Here is a 16,396-nt window from a genome sequence, read left to right on the forward strand (position 1 = left end):
GACAGCGTTCACCGTCACGCCGCGCCGCTCATTGACCCCATAGTATGCCTGCGGTTTGTGTCCAGAGACAGCACGCGCGCGCAGGAGCGCGGCTTGCTATTCATACTGTTCGGCCGCGCGCCGCGAGGGCGCGGGCCGCTCAGAAACCGAGGCTGGCGAGCAGGTCGTCGACCTGCGATTGATCCTGCACCACGTCCGTCTTGCCTTCCGGATTGATCTGCGGCCCATTCAGCAGATGCTCGGGGCTGCCGGTCGGCGAGACTTCCGCGACGAGGGCCGCGGCATGCGCGGCGAACTGTTCGCGCCGCTCGAGCGCGATGTTTTCGACGAGCACGCCGAGCAACTGCTGCTCGATCAGATACACGACGTCGGTGATCTTCTTGATCACCTGGCCGGTCAGATCCTGGAAGTCCTGCGCGAGCATGATCTCCATGAGCTGCGAGTTGGTCGCGGTGGTCGCCGTGGGCACGCCGCGCAAAAACTCGCGCGTGTCGTTCATCAGCGCGCGCACTTCGGCGCGTTCGATCGGCGCCGAATACCATTGCTCCCAACGCGCGTCGAGTTCGCCGGCGTCTTTTTGCAACTGCTCCTGAATCGGTTTCGCGATGTCGATCGAGGACAGCACGCGCTCGGCGGCCTGCTCGGTCATGTTCGCGATGTACTTCAGACGGTCGCGTGCATCGGGTACGGCTTCCGCCGCGCGCTCGACGTGTTTGTCGAGCCCGAGCTCGCGCATCGAATCACGCAGCGTACGTGTCAGTTGTCCAATGCGGGCGAGGATGCGGTCTGACGCGAAGTCGCCGCTCTCGTTGACCGCTTCGGCGCCAGGCGCATTGGTCGGCAGGTTCACATCAGCTCCCAGTCTTGGCCATCTTCTCGAGAATCTTGTTGAGCTTCTCGTCCAGCGTTGCAGCCGTGAACGGCTTCACGACATAACCGCTCGCGCCTGCCTGAGCCGCGGCGATAATGTTTTCCTTCTTCGACTCGGCCGTCACCATCAGCACCGGCAGATGCTTGAGGTTGGCGTCGGCGCGGATTTCCTTGAGCATCGCGAGACCGTCGAGGTTCGGCATGTTCCAGTCGGAAATCACGAAGTCGTAGGTGCCGCCGCGCAGCCGCGCGAGACCGGCCTGGCCGTCTTCGGCTTCGTCGACGTTGCCGTAGCCCAGCTCTTTCAGGAGGTTGCGAACGATCCGGCGCATCGTCGGAAAGTCGTCCACTACCAGAAACTTCATTGCCTTATCCATTTGATTCCCTTTACTTGATTCACGGTGCGGCGTGTGACCGCCTCAATTCGAACGGCGCATCAAACCCGCTGAACGCGATCGCCCATCGACGCAAGACGCGCCATCACGCGCCGGCTCATGTCCGGCAGCGACGCGATTTCGTCGGCCGCGCCAAGCGCAATCGCTTCACGCGGCATGCCGAACACGATGCAGCTCGCCTCGTCCTGCGCAAGGGTGTAGGCCCCTGCCTTTTTCATCTCCAGCAAACCCGCGGCGCCGTCACGCCCCATCCCGGTCAGGATCACTCCGACCGCATTCTTGCCCGCGTGCTGCGCGGCCGAACGAAACAGCACATCCACCGAAGGACGATGCCGGTTCACTGGCGGATCGTCCGACAGATGCGCGATGTAGTTCGCGCCGCTGCGGGCAAGCAGCAGGTGAGCGTGGCCGGGTGCAATATACGCATGTCCCGGCAGCACGCGTTCGCCGTGCTCAGCTTCTTTAACGGTAATCCGGCACAAACCATTGAGGCGTTGCGCAAAAGATTTTGTGAAACCGGGCGGCATATGCTGCGCGATCAGCACCGCGGGCGCATCCGGCGGCAACGGCACGAGCACTTCGCGGATGGCTTCAGTGCCGCCCGTCGACGCGCCGACGATGATCAGCTTCTCCGTACTCAGCAGCGGATTGTTGAAGAGCGGCGCGGCGGCAACGGGCGCATGCGCGCCGGCAGCGGGCGCATGATGCGCGGGCGCCGCCTGGCGCACACGCGCGCGCGCCGCTGCGCGAATCTTGTCGGCGAGCTTTTCCGAATAGTCGAGCATGCCGTCGCGAATGCCCACCTTCGGCTTGGTCACGAAATCCACCGCGCCGAGTTCCAGCGCGCGCAGCGTGATTTCATTGCCGCGCTCGGTCAGCGACGACACCATCACGACTGGCATCGGCCGCAAGCGCATGAGCTTCTCGAGAAAGTCGAGGCCGTCCATGCGCGGCATTTCGACGTCGAGCGTCAACACGTCCGGGTTGTGCTGCTTGATGAGGTCGCGCGCGACGAGCGGGTCGGGCGCGGTTGCGACGACGGTCATATCCGGCTGGCCGTTGATGATCTCCGTCATCAGGCTGCGGATTAGCGCCGAATCGTCGACACACAGTACTTTGATCTTTTGCACAGCGCTCACGCCTCCTCTACGGTTCTGGCGTTAGTTGAATTAGTCGGGCGCGGGGTCGAGCCGAACAGTTCGATGCGCGGCTTCGCTGCGCCGGCGCTGTTTGATGGACCATTCGCGCCGCCTGCGGCGCCGAAAAGCTCGACCTTCGGCTTGGCCGCGCCCGAAGCGCCGAACAGTTCGATCCTGGGACGCGCGGCGGCAGGCGTCGCAAACAGCTCGACGCGCTTTCTCGCGGCGGCAAGCCGTTCGGCGCGCGCTTCGGCGGTCTGCCGCATGAGCGTCTGTTCGCGCTCGGCCACGCTCGGGTCCTGTTGCAGGCGCAACTTCTTCACCATCACCTGGCCCGTGCGCGGCATGAAAGCGACCTTGCGCGGATGCGAGCCCTGCAAATCTTCGGCGACGATGCGAATCTTTTCGAGCGCAAGATAGCGGCGCACGAATTCCGAATTGCGATCGCCGATATTAATCGTCGTCATGCCCGCGAGCACCGCGCCGCCGCCGAACACCTTCGCTTCGAAACGCTCGCGCCGGCCACCGGCTTTAATCAGCTCGTTGATCAGCACTTCCATCGCGTAGGCGCCGTAGCGCATCGAATCCGATGCCGCCTGGCCGACTTCCGCGCCGTCGTCGGGCAACATGAAGTGATTCATGCCGCCGATGCCGGCCGTGCGATCCTGAATGCAGGCCGCGACGCATGAACCGAGCACGGTGACGAGCACCATGTCGTCGTGCGTGGTGTAGAACTCGTTCGGCAACAGCTTCACGCCGGGGCGTTGGAAGTGGTTGTCGTAGTAGAGGTTGGTTGCGATAGGCAAGGCGCTGCTCATACCGTCACCCCGCTTGTTGTCGCGCTTGTCGTGCTCGTGGTCGTGCTTGTCGATGCGGCCGTACGTGCCGGCGCGCGTGCGCCCGCTGCATCGCGCGTCAGTTCATACACGGTCTGGCCGCGCAGCCTGAGCGCCTGCGTGACGTACGTGAAGTTTTCCGAATGGCCGGCGAACAGCAGACCGCCCGACTTCATCAGCGGGTCGAAGCGCGAGAGCACCTGCGCCTGCGTCGGCTTGTCGAAATAGATCATCACGTTGCGGCAGAAGATCGCGTCGAACTGCGTGCGCAACTGGTAATCGCGGTCGGTGAGGTTCAACTGCTCGAAGCGCACCATCTGGCGCACTTGCGGACGCACCTTCACCATGCCGGCATGCGCGCCCGTGCCCTTCAGGAAGAAGCGCTTGAGCCGCTCGGGCGACAGGTGCTTCACCTGATCGAACTGATACACGCCGGCTTCGGCTTTCGCGAGCACCTGCGTGTCGATGTCGGTGGCAAGCACCGTGGCCTGGCGCGCGCCGCTTTCGCCGAGTGCCTCGATCAGCGTCATCGCGATCGAATACGGCTCTTCGCCCGTCGAGGCCGCCGAGCACCACACGGAAACCGGCTGCGCGCGACGCGCGACGAAGTCCGCAAGAATCGGAAAGTGATGCGCCTCGCGGAAGAACGCGGTCAGGTTCGTGGTCAGCGAATTGGTGAACGCTTCCCACTCGGCCGGATCGTTTTCCGCTTCGAGCAGATCGAGATACTGCTTGAACGAATCGAGGCCGCGGGCGCGCAGCCGGCGCGCGAGGCGGCTATACGCCATGTCGCGCTTGTGATCGGAGAGGGAAATGCCGGCGCTGCGGTGAATCAGTTCGCGAATGCGGCCGAAATCCGCGGAGGTGAATTCGAAATCACGTCCCTGTTCGCCGGACCGGGTCGGCTCCGGTCGGTCGGTGCGTTGCTGTGCGCGCGTTGCCATCATGAAAGTTCCTGCCTGCGATACGAGCCATCACGCTTGCCCGACGGACGTACCGGCGAGCAAGGGATTGTTTTTGCGGGGTCGCGCCCGCCCGCAAGTTCCATCACCATGCAGTCGGCCCGCGACACGCTGTAAAAGCGTGCTTCGATGATTCGCGCCCGCTGGCGCGAGATATCGAATGACTGCATGTTTCATCGCCATGTTTAAAAGGTTTCCCAGTCGGCGTCCGATCCCGCCGAGCTTGCGCTCGCCGCTGCGGGACGTGCCGCCGGCTCGAATGCCGCGCGAGGCGTCTTCGGCTTGAGCGCGGGTTCGACGCGTGCGGTGCCTGCTTGTCCAGCGGCTGCTTGCTGGTTGGCCGGAGCCGCTGCTGCGCTGTTTGCGGTCGTCGCGTGAGTTGCCGCATGCGCCGTCGCGTTTGCCGTTGCCGCATGCGCCACCGAGCCATTTGCCGTCGCTTGCGCGGCACGCGGCGCGGCCTTCGCCGCAGGCTTGCGGCTCGTGCTCATGGCACGCGCCTTCACTTGCGGCACGGCCGGCGCGCTCGGAGCACTGAAGCCGCGACCCGAACCGCTGCCAACTTTCCAGCCGCTCAGCACGGCCTGCAACTGACGCGTCTGATCTTCGAGCGACCCTGCTGCTGCCGCCGCTTCTTCGACGAGCGCGGCGTTCTGCTGCGTCACTTCGTCCATCTGCACAACCGCGCGATTGACCTGCTCGATGCCGCCCGATTGCTCCTCGGAAGCCGCGCTGATCTCGCCCATGATGTCGGTCACGCGGCGCACGGCCTGCACGATCTCGTCCATCGTCGTGCCCGCGCGTCCGACGAGTGTCGAGCCGCTTTGCACCTTGTCGGCGGAGTCGCCGATCAATTCCTTGATTTCCTTCGCGGCGCTCGCGCTGCGCTGCGCGAGGCTGCGCACTTCGCCCGCCACGACCGCGAAGCCGCGGCCCTGTTCGCCGGCACGCGCAGCTTCCACCGCGGCGTTGAGCGCGAGAATGTTGGTCTGGAATGCAATGCCTTCGATCACGCCGATGATGTCGACCACCTTGCTCGAACTGGTCGCGATGTCCTGCATCGTCGTGACGACCTGGCTCACCACGTCGCCGCCGCGTGTCGCGATGTCGGACGCATTCACCGCGAGCTGGCTCGCCTGGCGCGCGTTCTCGGCGTTCTGCCGCACGGTGCCCGTGAGTTGTTCCATGCTCTGCGCCGTTTGCTGCAGCGACGCGGCCTGCTGTTCGGTACGCTGCGACAGATCGGTGTTGCCCATCGCGATTTCGCGCGCGCCGGTGTCGATCGACTCGGTGCTGCTGCGCACCGCCGTCACCATCGACGCCATGCTTTCCTGCATCCGCTTGATGCCGGCAAAGAGACGGCCGATTTCGTTGTGGCTCGTCACCTCGATCGTTTCCGACAGATCGCCCGACGCGATCCGCTCGAAGCATTCGCTTGCGTCCTGCAGCGGCTTCACGATCAGGCCGCGCAGCGCGAAGCGCAGACCGACCACGAGCAGCAGCGCGAGCGCGGAGAACGCGATGATGAGCGTCGTCATCAGCGAAATGTTCGACTGCGCGCCGGCCTGCTGATCCACCGCCTGTTGCTGCAGACTTTTGATGACCGCCGACGCCGCGTTGTCGTAGACGACGAACATCGGGCTGATCTTCGTGTCGGCGATCGCGTGGTACGCGGCCATATCGTTCGCGCGCAGCGCGGCGAACTCGGGCTCCATGCCGTCGCGCACGAGCGTCGTGCGGCGCGCCAGCAGTTCGTCCATCTGCGCCTGGTCGACGCCCGTCTTCGGCGCGTCGAGATAGGTCTGCCAGTTCTTGTTGCTGAAGCCGTACAACTCGACCGCGCGGTCCAGCACCTTCTTCGCGGTTTCCGTGTCGCCCGCCGCGGTGAGCGCGGTGAAGCGATCCAGCGAGACACGCGAGCGCAGCAGATAGGCCGAAGCGTCGTCGAGCGCGTGAATCGCGACGAGGTCGCCGCGCGCGATACGGTCGAGCGAACGGCTCGCGCTGCCGAGCGCCGTCAGCCCAAGCACGCCGACCACCATGGTCAGCGCGACGAGAATGATCCCCACTAGCGTGAGCGATGTGCGAATCGACCACCTGCTTAGCATCTCAATGCTCCCTGTTCCTAACTTTTCTGAACGCTGCGGCGGTTACACGCCAAGCGTTTCGATGAGCGCCATTTCACGGCTCGTCATCAGCTTCTCGATGTCCATCAGAATCAGCATGCGGCCGTCGACGGTGCCGAGGCCCGTCAGATACTCGGTCGTCAGCGTCGCGCCGAATTCCGGCGCGGGCATGATCTGATCGACGGCGAGCGTCAGCACGTCGGACACGCCGTCCACCACCATGCCCACGACGCGATGCGCGACGTTCAGGATGATCACGACGGTCTGATGGTCGTACTCGACGCGGCCCAGATGAAACTTGATGCGCATGTCGACGATCGGCACGATGATGCCGCGCAGATTGATGACACCCTTGATGAACTCGGGCGCATTGGCGATGCGCGTCACGTTGTCGTAGCCGCGGATTTCCTGCACCTTGAGAATGTCGATGCCGTACTCTTCGGCGCCGAGCGTGAAGACGAGGAATTCCTGACCGCCGGCATCGGCCTGCTGCGCGTCGCGGCGACCATTCGTCGCGTTCGCGACGCTCGAATTGATGGATTGAACTTCTGCCACGTTAGCCCCCAAACGGTTGGGATAAATTGAGTTGAGTGAGTGATACGTCGAGCCGGGCGGTCATCATGCGAGGCTCATTGCGCCATGCGCGTTGCGCGATTCGCGGTTCAGCGCCGCCACGTCCACGATCAGCGCGACGCGGCCGTCGCCCAGAATGGTCGCTGCGGAAATGCCGCGCACCTTGCGGTAATTCGTTTCCAGATTCTTCACGACGACCTGCTGCTGTCCCACCAGCTCGTCGATCAGCATCGCGAAGCGGCGCCCCTCGGTCTGCATGATGGTGACGATGCCCTGGGTCGGCTCCTGCTTCGCGCCGTCCACGTTGAACACCTCGTGCAACGCGACGAGCGGCAGATATTCGCCGCGCACGCGCACCACGCGCTCGCCGTTGGCGACCGTGTAGATGTCCTCGGCTTGCGGCTGCAGCGACTCCATCACGAAGTTCAGCGGCAGAATGAAGATCTCGTTGCCGACCTTGACGGACATGCCGTCGAGAATCGCAAGCGTGAGCGGCAAAACGATGCGCGTCGTGCTGCCCTTGCCGGCGTGCGACGTGATTTCAACGTGACCGCCCATCGACTGGATGTTGCGCTTCACCACGTCCATGCCGACGCCGCGGCCGGAGACGTCCGTGACCTGCTCCGCCGTCGAGAAGCCCGGCAGGAAGATGAGGTTCCAGACTTCCTCGTCGGTCATGCTTTCGCTGACCTGCATGCCCTGCTTCGCGGCCTTCGCGAGAATCTTGTCGCGGCGCAGGCCGGCGCCGTCGTCGCTCACTTCGATGACGATGTTGCCGCCATGATGTGCCGCCGACAGAACCAGTTGGCCGGTCGCGTCCTTGCCTGCCGCGCGGCGCGCTTCGACGGTTTCGATGCCGTGGTCGAGGCTGTTGCGCACGAGGTGCGTCAACGGGTCGATGATCCGCTCGATCAGGCTCTTGTCGAGTTCGGTCGCCTGACCGAAGGTGACGAGCTCCACTTCCTTGCCGAGTTTCGCCGCGAGATCGCGCACGAGACGCGGGAAGCGGCTGAACACGTAATCCATCGGCATCATGCGGATCGACATGACGGCTTCCTGCAGATCGCGCGCGTTGCGCTCGAGCTGCGCCATGCCGTTGAAGAGCCGATCGTGCAGCGCCGGGTCGAACGTGCTGGTGGTTTCCGCCAGCATCGCTTGCGTGATCACCAGTTCGCCGACGAGGTTGATCAACTGATCGACCTTTTCGACGCCGACGCGAATCGAGCTGCCTTCCGCGCCGCCTGCCGCTGCTGCGGGGCGGGCGGCCTTGCGGTCGGAGTCTGCCGCGGCGGCGGGTGCTGCGGCGGCAGAAGCTGCAGGAGCAGCCGCCGGTTTAGCCGCGGCGGGAACCGGAGCCGGCGCTGCGGCCTTCGCAGGCTCGGCTGCGCGTTCCGCCTGCGCCGGCGCTGCCGCCTGCTGCGCCGGTTCGGCAGCCGCTGAGTGTTGGGTGGCGGCCGAAGCCGCCGGTGCTGCTTGCGCCGGAGACGAGGGCTCAGCGTCGGGCGTTCCAGGTTCGCCTTGCTGAGCACCGTCCGCCGGCGCGGTTCCGCGGCCGATCGAAATCTGACTTTCGTCGATCACGAAGCAGCACACGGCGATGATGTCGTCGGACGTGACATCGGTCTGAAGCCACAGCGTGAGATCGCCGCCGCTCTTGACCTGCCCGACGATGTTGCCCAGGTTGCCCAGCTCTTCGGCGAGCAGTTCCTGGTCCTTCGCATCAACGCCCCGTAGCGTAATTTTCAGATGCGGGCCGGCGGCGTCGTTCGCGTCGCCGGCTCCTTCGGCTTGCCCGGTCTGTGCCGGTTCGCCGTCATTCCATTCGCCCGCCGCCTGCACCGCCTGATCGACGACGTGCTCGGGCGCGCTGCCTTCTTCTACTGTTGCGAATTCTTCGATCGGCGCGGCCACCGCGACTTCGACCGGCGCCGCAGCAGCCGGCGCGGCCATGCCGCGGCTTTCCGCGTGCAACTGCTCGAGCTTCGCGCAGATCGCCTTCGCGACCGCCGCGTCCGGCTCGGCGCTCGCGCGGTAGTCGGCGAGCTGGCCCGAGAGCACGTCCTTGGTTTCGAGGAACGTGTCGATCATGTCCTTGCGCAACACGAGTTCGTTATTGCGCGCACGGTCGAGCAGCGATTCGAGGATGTGAGTCGTTTCCGTCAGCGCGGTAAAGCCGAACGTCGCCGCGCCGCCCTTGATCGAATGCGCCGCGCGGAAGATTGCCGCGAGGTCTTCGGGATCGGGATGCGCGATGTCCAGATTGAGCAGCAACTGCTCCATCTGCGCGAGCAGTTCGTCCGCTTCGTCGAAGAACGTCTGATAGAACTGAGTGATGTCGAGTGTCATGCCTGGGTCACCGCGAGAGTTCCTGTCTAGGCCTGGGCTACCTTGCCGCAGCGTCGAGAGCTTCTATATCTAGGGTTGCGTTATGCGTGATCTGGCTCGGCCAGAGCCGCGACCAGTTCGGTCAGCAGTTCGGGGTCGAGCGGTTTTTCGATCCAGCCGGTCGCGCCCGCTTCGCGCGCCGCGGCCTTGAACGGCTCGCCCGATTCCGTCGTCAGGACGAGGATGGGCGTGTCCGCATAAGCCGGATTGCCGCGCAGCTCGGCGATCAGATCGAGGCCGGTCTTGCCCGGCATGTGCTGATCGGTGAGCACCAGGTCGAACCGCACGGCGAGCGCGTTTTCGAGCCCTTCCGCGCCGTCGGCCGCGAGCGTCACCTCATAGCCGGCCGCCGTCAGCGTCGCGGAAAGAATCTGCCGCATCGATGCCGAATCGTCGATTGCCAGGATATGCCTGATCATGAAAACCTCGCTGCACTTACGCTGTGAATCGCCTGGCTGTCCGCGCCGCTCTGGCACGGTAACGGCCGGGCGACCGTCTTTCCGTTACTGAGTCGCCGGCGTTGCCGCCGGCACCTTCGGCGCGACCGTCACGGGCGGCGCCAGTTTTTGCAGCAGCGGCTTCGAGCCCGCTGCGTCGTCCGACAAGGTCGTCGTGGTGGAGTCGTCATGGTTGAGCGCCTCCTCGGACTTCCTGTTCAGCACGATGACGCTGATGCGGCGGTTTTCCGGGTCCATCGGGTCCGCCTTGTTCAGGTTCTGCGTCGACGCGAGACCGAGTACGCGCATCACCTTTGCTTCGTCCATCCCACCTGCGATCAGCTCGCGGCGCGACGCATTGGCGCGGTCCGCGGACAGTTCCCAGTTGCTGTAACCCTTCTCGCCGCCCGCGTACTGCGCGGCGTCGGTGTGACCCTGCACGATGATCCGGTTCGGCACGTCGTTCAGCGTGTGGCCTATCTCGCGCAGAATGTCGCGCATGTACGGCTCCACCTGATCTCTCGCGGTCGCGAACATCGGCCGCTTCTGCGAGTCGACGATCTCGATGCGCAAGCCCGTCAGCGTCGAGTCGATGCGAATCTGCTGCTTGAACTGGCGCAGCACCGGATTCGCTTCGATCGCGGCCATCAGCTTCACCTGCAAGTCGTGCAGGCGAACCTGCTCGCGACGCTCCAACTCGCCCTGCAACTGCTTCATCGAGTCTTCGCTGCTCTTCGACACCGTGCGCTCGGCGCGATTGTTCGAACCATCGGTCGAGCGCGTCACGCCCTGCGCGTCGGTCGAGATATCACGGCCGCCGCCCTTCAGAATGCTCGAGTCTTCCGCGCTGCGGTCGCCGCCCCACAGCGTGATCTTCAACGGCTGGTTGAAGTACTCCGCGATGCCCTTCAACTGCACCGTGGATGCCGAGCTCAGCAGCCACATCAGCAGGAAGAACGCCATCATCGCGGTCATGAAGTCCGCATACGCGAGCTTCCAGGCGCCGCCGTGGTGGCCGGCCTTCTTCGGCGCAGCGCGCTTGACGACAATGGCGCGGTCTTTGTCCTTGCTCATCGGTTCGGTCCCGGCGCCCTTACTTGGCCTTCACGCGGCGCACGTGCTCTTCGAGCTCGGCGAACGACGGACGCTCGGTCGAGAACAGCACCTTGCGGCCGAACTCGACGGCGATCGCCGGTGCATAGCCGTTCAGGCTCGCGAGAATCGTCACCTTGATGCACTGGAACATCTTGGTCGACTCGGTCACGCGCTGTTCCGCGACGCTCGCAAGCGGCCCGATCAGTCCATACGAAAGCAGAATGCCGAGGAAGGTGCCGACCAGTGCCTGCGCAATCATTTCGCCGAGCACGGCAGGCGGCTTGTCGGCCGATGCCATCGTGTGCACCACGCCCATGACCGCGGCCACGATACCGAACGCCGGCATCGCGTCGCCGACCTTGTTCAGCGCATGCGCGGGCGCTTCGCCTTCCTGGTGATGCGTTTCGATCTCTTCGTCCATCAGACTTTCGATCTCGAACGCATTCATGTTGCCGCCCACCATCAGCCGCAGGTAGTCGGTCAGAAACTCGATGATGTGATGGTCAGCGAGAATCTTCGGGTACTGCGTGAAGATCGGACTCTTCGACGGATCGTCGATGTCCGCTTCCAGCGTCAGCGTGCCTTCCTTGCGCGCCTTGGCGAGCAGGACGTAGAGGAGCGCCATCAGCTCCATGTAGACGTCCTTGTTGTACTTCGCGCCCTTGAACAGGGTTGGAATGACGCGCAGCGTTGCCTTGATCGTCTTCATCCCGTTACCGAGGATGAACGCGCCGACGCCTGCGCCGACGATCATCAGCACTTCAACGGGCTGCAACAGCGCGCCGAGATGGCCGCCTTCCAGCGCGTAACCGCCGAAAACGGACAAAAGCGTCACGAGTGTTCCCACGAAAATCAGCACTGCCGAGCCCTCACAAAGAAGCGACGGTGACCGTCGTTAAACTGGTTTACGGCAACACAGCAGAAAACTTTGACGGAAAAGCGGCTTGCCGCGACGGTGTAAACCAGAGGCGGACGCGGTCGGCAAGGCGCCGCTTGCGGAAGGTTTGACGCTGCGTTGCGCTGGGTTGCGTTGCGCCGGGCGGGCAAGCCCTCGGCATGAGGCGATGAATGCAGGGCCGCGTGACGGCGACCGCTGCGGGCGCTAGGCGTCGAGCGCCGCGAGGCTCTCGCGGGCGCGGGCGTCGGCGACTTTCTTTGTCTTACCGGCGCGCGATGGCGGCTGGCACAGTCCGCAGACGAACCCATGCTTCGGGTCGTGAGCGTGTGCGACGAAATGTCCGCCGCAGCGGCAGCAGGGCGTGATCTGCAGCATGCCCGAGTCGAAGAAACGCACGAGCGTCCACGCGCGCGTGAGGCTGAGCACGGGTTCGTCGTCGTGCAACTGCACGTGCTCGCGATACAGCCGGTAGCTCTTCACGATCGACTGGATCGTCGCGCAGCCGCCATGATCGGCCATGAAACGGTAGATGTTGTAGAACAGCGAGGAGTGAAAGTTTGGCTGCCAGGTCATGAACCAGTCGGTCGAAAACGGCAGCATGCCCTTGGGCGGCGAAACTCCTTTCAGTTCCTTGTACAGCTTGATGAGCCGGTCGCGCGACAGGCTCGTTTCCGCTTCGAGCAGTTGCAAACGCGCGCCGAGTTCGATCAGTTCGATGGCCAGGGTGATTTCCTTGACTTCGAGCACCACACTTTTATATGCCATCCTGCTTGCGTCCCGTCCCGATTGCCTTGCCGAAGTTGCGAAACGCCATTCAGCCGAGCTGCTCGACCGGCTGGCTGGCCATCAGAATCGCGGAATGCGCCTGCGCGACGGCGCTGGACTTGCCCTTGTCCGCGAGTGCGGAGAGCACGGCATGATCGTCGAAACGGAAACGGCACAACACCTGATTGGACGCCGCGAGCTTGACGGTCTGCGCCAACGAGAGGTTGGCGAGCACATCGGCTAGCTGGTCCGAGATCCCCATGCGAAACATGCCCATCGGCTTGTCTTCGCGAAGCAGGCGCTGCGCGAGCAGGAGATAAGACAGGTTGACTTCTCTGATCTCATTGAGCATTTCGCTTGTCGCGCTCATGATTCCCCCGGGGTGTATCTGGCTGGTCAGGCCGTTACGGAAACGTTTGCTCGGACGCGCGCACTTAAACGCACGAATCGGCTCGTTTCTGGTCTTGCGGCCATTGTCGCCAAAGGGGGAGCGAAACAAAATCGGACAGACACCCAGCTTGTTTGACGGATTAATCCGTCATTCGTGTAGGAATTTTTCCTACTTTGCCGGGTTGGGAGAGAAAGGAATGAGACTGCGCGATGCCGCGCGGCAACTCTTTATGCGCGGTGAATACTTAGCGCCCGAGGATTCGGCGTAAATGAGAACTAAACGGTGAGTTTTGCGGAGCCGCGCCTCGCACGTACGACGGTGAGCCGGATTATAAGGTCTTTTCACCACTGCGTAATATTTTGTGCGGCGGGAGCGGGCTCGCGGCTTGCTACAGGGGAACGCGCCGTTTACCAGCGCCGTCGGGAGCTTGGGCTGAAATTGGCCTGTGAGCGCCCAGCGACGGGCGTTGGCGCGTGTAACGTCTCGTGTTTCGCGCTGTAACAACGTTAAGCGTTTGAAAAATAACTCGAATTGGCGCGGCCGATCCCGATAATGAAGCTAAGGGATAACCCGATGCAGATTCGGAGCACCCCCGGGCGGCGGCTTACCGCGCCCAACCGTCCGTCAGGCATTCGCTCCCCGCTCGACTCGAGCGCTGCTGTGCGAAGCCGTGTCAAACAGGAGAAACGCATGCGAATCGCACAAATTGCGCCGTTGTATGAAGCAGTCCCGCCGAAGCTCTACGGTGGCACCGAACGTGTCGTGTCCTACCTCACCGAGGCATTGGTCGACGAGGGCCACGACGTCACGCTGTTCGCAAGCGGCGACTCGGTGACATCGGCGAAGCTCGATGCGTGCTGGCCTCGTGCGCTGCGCCTCGACCCGACGATTCGCGACGCGCTCGCCCCGCACATCCTGATGATGGAAAAGGTGCGCCGGGTCGCGCACGAGTTCGACGTGCTGCACTTTCACCTCGACTACATGCCGTTCCCGCTTTTTTCGACGATGGACACGCCGTTCGTGACCACGCTGCATGGCCGCCTCGACCTGCCCGAGCTGCAGCCGGTGTTCGATGCGTTCCCGGGCGCGCCGGTAATCTCGATTTCGGATTCGCAGCGGGTGCCGCTACCGCAGGCGAACTTCCTGAACACCATCTATCACGGTCTGCCGGAGCAGCTACTCACGCCGCAGACGCACAAGAAGCCGGAATACCTTGCGTTCCTCGGCCGTGTTTGTCCGGAAAAGCGCGTCGATACAGCCATCAAGATCGCTGCACAAAGCGGTTTGCCGCTGAAGATCGCCGCCAAGGTGGACAAGGCCGACCAGGATTACTTCAAGCGCGAGATCGAGCCGCTGCTGTCGCAGGCGCATGTCGAGTTCGTCGGCGAAATCAACGAGGCGCAGAAGCCGGAGTTTCTGTCGGGCGCCAAGGCGCTGCTCTTCCCGATCGACTGGTCCGAGCCGTTCGGCCTCGTCATGATCGAGTCGATGGCCTGCGGCACGCCGGTGATCGCGTTCAACCGCGGCTCGGTGCCTGAAGTGATCGATCATGGCGTGACCGGCTACATCGTCGAGGACGTGCAAGGCGCGGTGGCCGCGCTGCAGCGTCTGGACGAGCTGTCGCGCACGGAAATCCGCGCGCAGTTCGAGCGCCGCTTCAGCTCAAAGACGATGGCGCGCAACTACGTGGACGCCTATTCGGCGCTGATCGAAGCCGCGCGCCGGCCGGTTCTGCGCCAGGTCGCAGTGGGCTGATAACGGCGAGCGCCGCGCGGCGCTTTAAACGGACGAGCGTTCCGTTGCCGATACAACTGATTCGCTACCGGCGCTTTCGATTCATTGAAAACCGCGCACATTTTTCCATGTGAATCGTTTGCGCGGACGATAAGCCGGTCTTATCGCGCTACTTTTAAGAAAAGCCGCCTGGCAAAGGCGGCTTTTTTAATGGCGCCGTGGATGCGCTTCCACATCCGATTAGTACAGTCGAGTAAACACGCAGCGGCGTTGGTCCTTCAATCCGCTTTCGCGCTCACTCGCAAGCAACTCAGCTCGCGCCAATCAGAAAACGTTCGCGGTTCTTGCCGACGATCCACTTGGGCGGTTTGCCGCGGCCGCTCCACGTATTACCCGTTTTCGGGTCCTGATATTTAGCCGGTAGCGGCGCCTTCTTGGGCGGACGGCCCCGCTTGGCGGCCACTGCAAAGCCGAGGTCCTGTGCAGTCAGGCCATATTCGGCGATTTTTTGGCGGATGTCGGCTATCACATTGTCAATTTCCGTGCGACGAGCTTCTTCTGCTTGTGCCTGCAATTTGGCGATCTGCGCCTTGAGGTCTGCATATTGAGACATTCCGGTTCTCCCCTTTTAGAACTCATTCGCCTCGCAGACTAACTGTAATTATAAAAATTCGCAATGGATAACATTACCCATTAAGCGAGCTATCTTCTGATAATTATTAAACATAGCTCAATTGTAAAACGGCTTTATCCCGTAATAACTGGTAAAGCCAGCCGGCATTGACGATTCTTGACACTCGATTGGCCACTCTTTCCCTAGAATTGAACGTTCACAGCACGCGCCCGCGCCGGCCGTGCGTTCACGCTCCGTGCTTCCCGAGCGTCAATTATTTTAGGATACCCAAACATGCAGTTGTCAAAGCGCCTTGCCGCCGAGTTGTTCGGCACATTCTGGCTCGTGCTCGGGGGCTGCGGCAGCGCGGTTCTCGCCGCGAACTTCGCCGGTCCGGTGCATGGGCTCGGCATCGGCTTCGTCGGTGTGTCGCTCGCTTTCGGGCTGACGGTGCTGACCATGGCCTTTGCGATCGGACACATTTCGGGCTGCCATCTGAACCCGGCGGTCAGCGTCGGCCTGACGGTGGCCGGCCGCTTCCCGGCTCGCGACCTGCTCCCGTACATCGTCGCGCAGGTGGCGGGCGCGGTGCTGGGTGCCGCGGTGCTCGCGCTCATCGCGTCCGGCAAACCCGGCTTTGACCTGGTCGCGAGCGGCTTCGCGAGCAACGGCTACGGCGACCGCTCGCCGGGCCATTACTCGCTCGTCGCGGCGTTCGCCTGCGAGGCGGTCATGACCGGCTTCTTCCTGTTCGTCATTCTCGGCGCGACCGACAAGCGCGCGCCGGCCGGCTTCGCGCCGATCGCCATCGGCCTGTGTCTGACGCTGATTCACCTGGTTTCGATTCCGGTCACGAACACGTCGGTCAACCCGGCGCGCTCGACCGGCCCGGCGCTGTTCGTCGGCGGTGCCGCGGTGGATCAGTTGTGGCTGTTCTGGATCGCGCCCATCATCGGCGCGGTGGTTGCCGGCCTGGTGTATCCGCTGATCGCGGAAAGCCGTGGCGGCAATGCGCAGAAACTGGCTCTCGACTGATCGAGCCCGGTTGTCTGAGTGAGCAAGGCGGGCGCTGCGGCGCCCGTTTTGTTTTTGGGCTTACGTCGCAACCATTCGATTTGATTAATCCGTTATACAGATGTAAGCCGCGATTACGCGTTGCGCGCCGCGACGCTGCTTC

Annotated in this window: 17 protein-coding genes; 2 read left to right on the plus strand and 15 right to left on the minus strand. The window is 63.3% G+C overall.

The window, feature by feature from the left end; genetic code table 11:
• Positions 1-139: 139 nt before the first annotated feature.
• The 14 genes from cheZ to flhD all read right to left on the minus strand — a co-directional run bounded on the left by cheZ (position 140) and on the right by flhD (position 12,851).
• Positions 140-850: a protein phosphatase CheZ gene (cheZ, locus tag AB6809_RS19170; protein WP_006050906.1), complete on the minus strand. Its 711-nt coding sequence runs from the start codon at positions 848-850 to the stop codon at positions 140-142.
• A 1-nt stretch (position 851) separates the two neighbouring features.
• Positions 852-1,247, minus strand: coding sequence for a chemotaxis response regulator CheY (gene cheY, locus AB6809_RS19175; protein WP_006050905.1), 396 nt, complete (start codon positions 1,245-1,247; stop codon positions 852-854).
• 59 nt (positions 1,248-1,306) lie between these two features.
• The gene (locus AB6809_RS19180) at positions 1,307-2,395 is read right to left on the minus strand and encodes a chemotaxis response regulator protein-glutamate methylesterase (RefSeq protein ID WP_029970956.1); all 1,089 of its coding nucleotides are present in this window, start codon (positions 2,393-2,395) and stop codon (positions 1,307-1,309) included.
• Between the two features lie 5 nt (positions 2,396-2,400).
• Positions 2,401-3,222, minus strand: coding sequence for a chemoreceptor glutamine deamidase CheD (cheD, locus tag AB6809_RS19185; protein ID WP_371026966.1), 822 nt, complete (start codon positions 3,220-3,222; stop codon positions 2,401-2,403).
• A complete protein-coding gene (locus tag AB6809_RS19190; protein WP_371026967.1) occupies positions 3,219-4,187 on the minus strand; it encodes a CheR family methyltransferase in 969 nt (322 codons plus the stop codon). Before AB6809_RS19190 ends, cheD begins: the two co-directional genes overlap by 4 nt.
• Positions 4,184-4,372 carry a hypothetical protein gene (locus tag AB6809_RS19195; protein WP_371026968.1) on the minus strand — a complete coding sequence of 63 codons (189 nt, stop codon included), beginning with the start codon at positions 4,370-4,372 and terminating at the stop codon, positions 4,184-4,186. Before AB6809_RS19195 ends, AB6809_RS19190 begins: the two co-directional genes overlap by 4 nt.
• Positions 4,373-4,387: 15 nt before the next feature.
• Positions 4,388-6,310, minus strand: coding sequence for a methyl-accepting chemotaxis protein (locus tag AB6809_RS19200; RefSeq protein WP_006050901.1), 1,923 nt, complete (start codon positions 6,308-6,310; stop codon positions 4,388-4,390).
• Positions 6,311-6,352: 42 nt separating this feature from the next.
• A complete protein-coding gene (locus tag AB6809_RS19205) occupies positions 6,353-6,883 on the minus strand; it encodes a chemotaxis protein CheW (protein WP_006050900.1) in 531 nt (176 codons plus the stop codon).
• 63 nt (positions 6,884-6,946) lie between these two features.
• Positions 6,947-9,247, minus strand: a complete 2,301-nt coding sequence (cheA, locus tag AB6809_RS19210) for a chemotaxis protein CheA (RefSeq protein WP_371026969.1) — start codon at positions 9,245-9,247, stop codon at positions 6,947-6,949.
• Between the two features lie 80 nt (positions 9,248-9,327).
• Positions 9,328-9,705, minus strand: a complete 378-nt coding sequence (locus AB6809_RS19215) for a response regulator (RefSeq protein ID WP_006050897.1) — start codon at positions 9,703-9,705, stop codon at positions 9,328-9,330.
• Between the two features lie 84 nt (positions 9,706-9,789).
• Positions 9,790-10,797 (minus strand): flagellar motor protein MotB, encoded by a 1,008-nt coding sequence (motB, locus tag AB6809_RS19220; RefSeq protein WP_006050896.1) that lies wholly within the window; start codon positions 10,795-10,797, stop codon positions 9,790-9,792.
• A 19-nt stretch (positions 10,798-10,816) separates the two neighbouring features.
• Positions 10,817-11,677: a flagellar motor stator protein MotA gene (gene motA / locus AB6809_RS19225; protein ID WP_006050895.1), complete on the minus strand. Its 861-nt coding sequence runs from the start codon at positions 11,675-11,677 to the stop codon at positions 10,817-10,819.
• 243 nt (positions 11,678-11,920) lie between these two features.
• The gene (gene flhC, locus AB6809_RS19230) at positions 11,921-12,481 is read right to left on the minus strand and encodes a flagellar transcriptional regulator FlhC (RefSeq protein ID WP_006050894.1); all 561 of its coding nucleotides are present in this window, start codon (positions 12,479-12,481) and stop codon (positions 11,921-11,923) included.
• Between the two features lie 49 nt (positions 12,482-12,530).
• A complete protein-coding gene (flhD, locus tag AB6809_RS19235; RefSeq protein WP_006050893.1) occupies positions 12,531-12,851 on the minus strand; it encodes a flagellar transcriptional regulator FlhD in 321 nt (106 codons plus the stop codon).
• A 711-nt stretch (positions 12,852-13,562) separates the two neighbouring features.
• On the opposite strand from flhD, the gene AB6809_RS19240 reads away from it, so the two are divergent.
• The gene (locus AB6809_RS19240; RefSeq protein ID WP_006050892.1) at positions 13,563-14,627 is read left to right on the plus strand and encodes a glycosyltransferase family 4 protein; all 1,065 of its coding nucleotides are present in this window, start codon (positions 13,563-13,565) and stop codon (positions 14,625-14,627) included.
• Between the two features lie 289 nt (positions 14,628-14,916).
• Here AB6809_RS19240 and AB6809_RS19245 read toward each other — a convergent pair whose 3' ends face one another.
• A complete protein-coding gene (locus AB6809_RS19245) occupies positions 14,917-15,219 on the minus strand; it encodes an H-NS family nucleoid-associated regulatory protein (protein WP_006050891.1) in 303 nt (100 codons plus the stop codon).
• A gap of 294 nt (positions 15,220-15,513) precedes the next feature.
• Here AB6809_RS19245 and aqpZ point away from each other — a divergent pair, with 294 nt between their 5' ends.
• The gene (gene aqpZ / locus AB6809_RS19250; RefSeq protein WP_006050890.1) at positions 15,514-16,254 is read left to right on the plus strand and encodes an aquaporin Z; all 741 of its coding nucleotides are present in this window, start codon (positions 15,514-15,516) and stop codon (positions 16,252-16,254) included.
• Positions 16,255-16,396: the final 142 nt, after the last annotated feature.

It is taken from the genome of Paraburkholderia sp. RCC_158, assembly GCF_041355255.1.
In the GTDB taxonomy this organism is placed as follows: domain Bacteria; phylum Pseudomonadota; class Gammaproteobacteria; order Burkholderiales; family Burkholderiaceae; genus Paraburkholderia; species Paraburkholderia graminis.

Coding starts and splice junctions, on each gene's coding strand:
- cheY (WP_006050905.1), bottom strand. CDS start 1,247: ATGGATAAGGCAATGAAGTTTCTGGTAGTGGACGACTTTCCGACGATG.
- cheD (WP_371026966.1), bottom strand. CDS start 3,222: ATGAGCAGCGCCTTGCCTATCGCAACCAACCTCTACTACGACAACCAC.
- AB6809_RS19190 (WP_371026967.1), bottom strand. CDS start 4,187: ATGATGGCAACGCGCGCACAGCAACGCACCGACCGACCGGAGCCGACC.
- AB6809_RS19195 (WP_371026968.1), bottom strand. CDS start 4,372: ATGCAGTCATTCGATATCTCGCGCCAGCGGGCGCGAATCATCGAAGCA.
- AB6809_RS19200 (WP_006050901.1), bottom strand. CDS start 6,310: ATGCTAAGCAGGTGGTCGATTCGCACATCGCTCACGCTAGTGGGGATC.
- cheA (WP_371026969.1), bottom strand. CDS start 9,247: ATGACACTCGACATCACTCAGTTCTATCAGACGTTCTTCGACGAAGCG.
- AB6809_RS19215 (WP_006050897.1), bottom strand. CDS start 9,705: ATGATCAGGCATATCCTGGCAATCGACGATTCGGCATCGATGCGGCAG.
- motB (WP_006050896.1), bottom strand. CDS start 10,797: ATGAGCAAGGACAAAGACCGCGCCATTGTCGTCAAGCGCGCTGCGCCG.
- flhC (WP_006050894.1), bottom strand. CDS start 12,481: ATGGCATATAAAAGTGTGGTGCTCGAAGTCAAGGAAATCACCCTGGCC.
- flhD (WP_006050893.1), bottom strand. CDS start 12,851: ATGAGCGCGACAAGCGAAATGCTCAATGAGATCAGAGAAGTCAACCTG.
- AB6809_RS19240 (WP_006050892.1), top strand. CDS start 13,563: ATGCGAATCGCACAAATTGCGCCGTTGTATGAAGCAGTCCCGCCGAAG.
- AB6809_RS19245 (WP_006050891.1), bottom strand. CDS start 15,219: ATGTCTCAATATGCAGACCTCAAGGCGCAGATCGCCAAATTGCAGGCA.
- aqpZ (WP_006050890.1), top strand. CDS start 15,514: ATGCAGTTGTCAAAGCGCCTTGCCGCCGAGTTGTTCGGCACATTCTGG.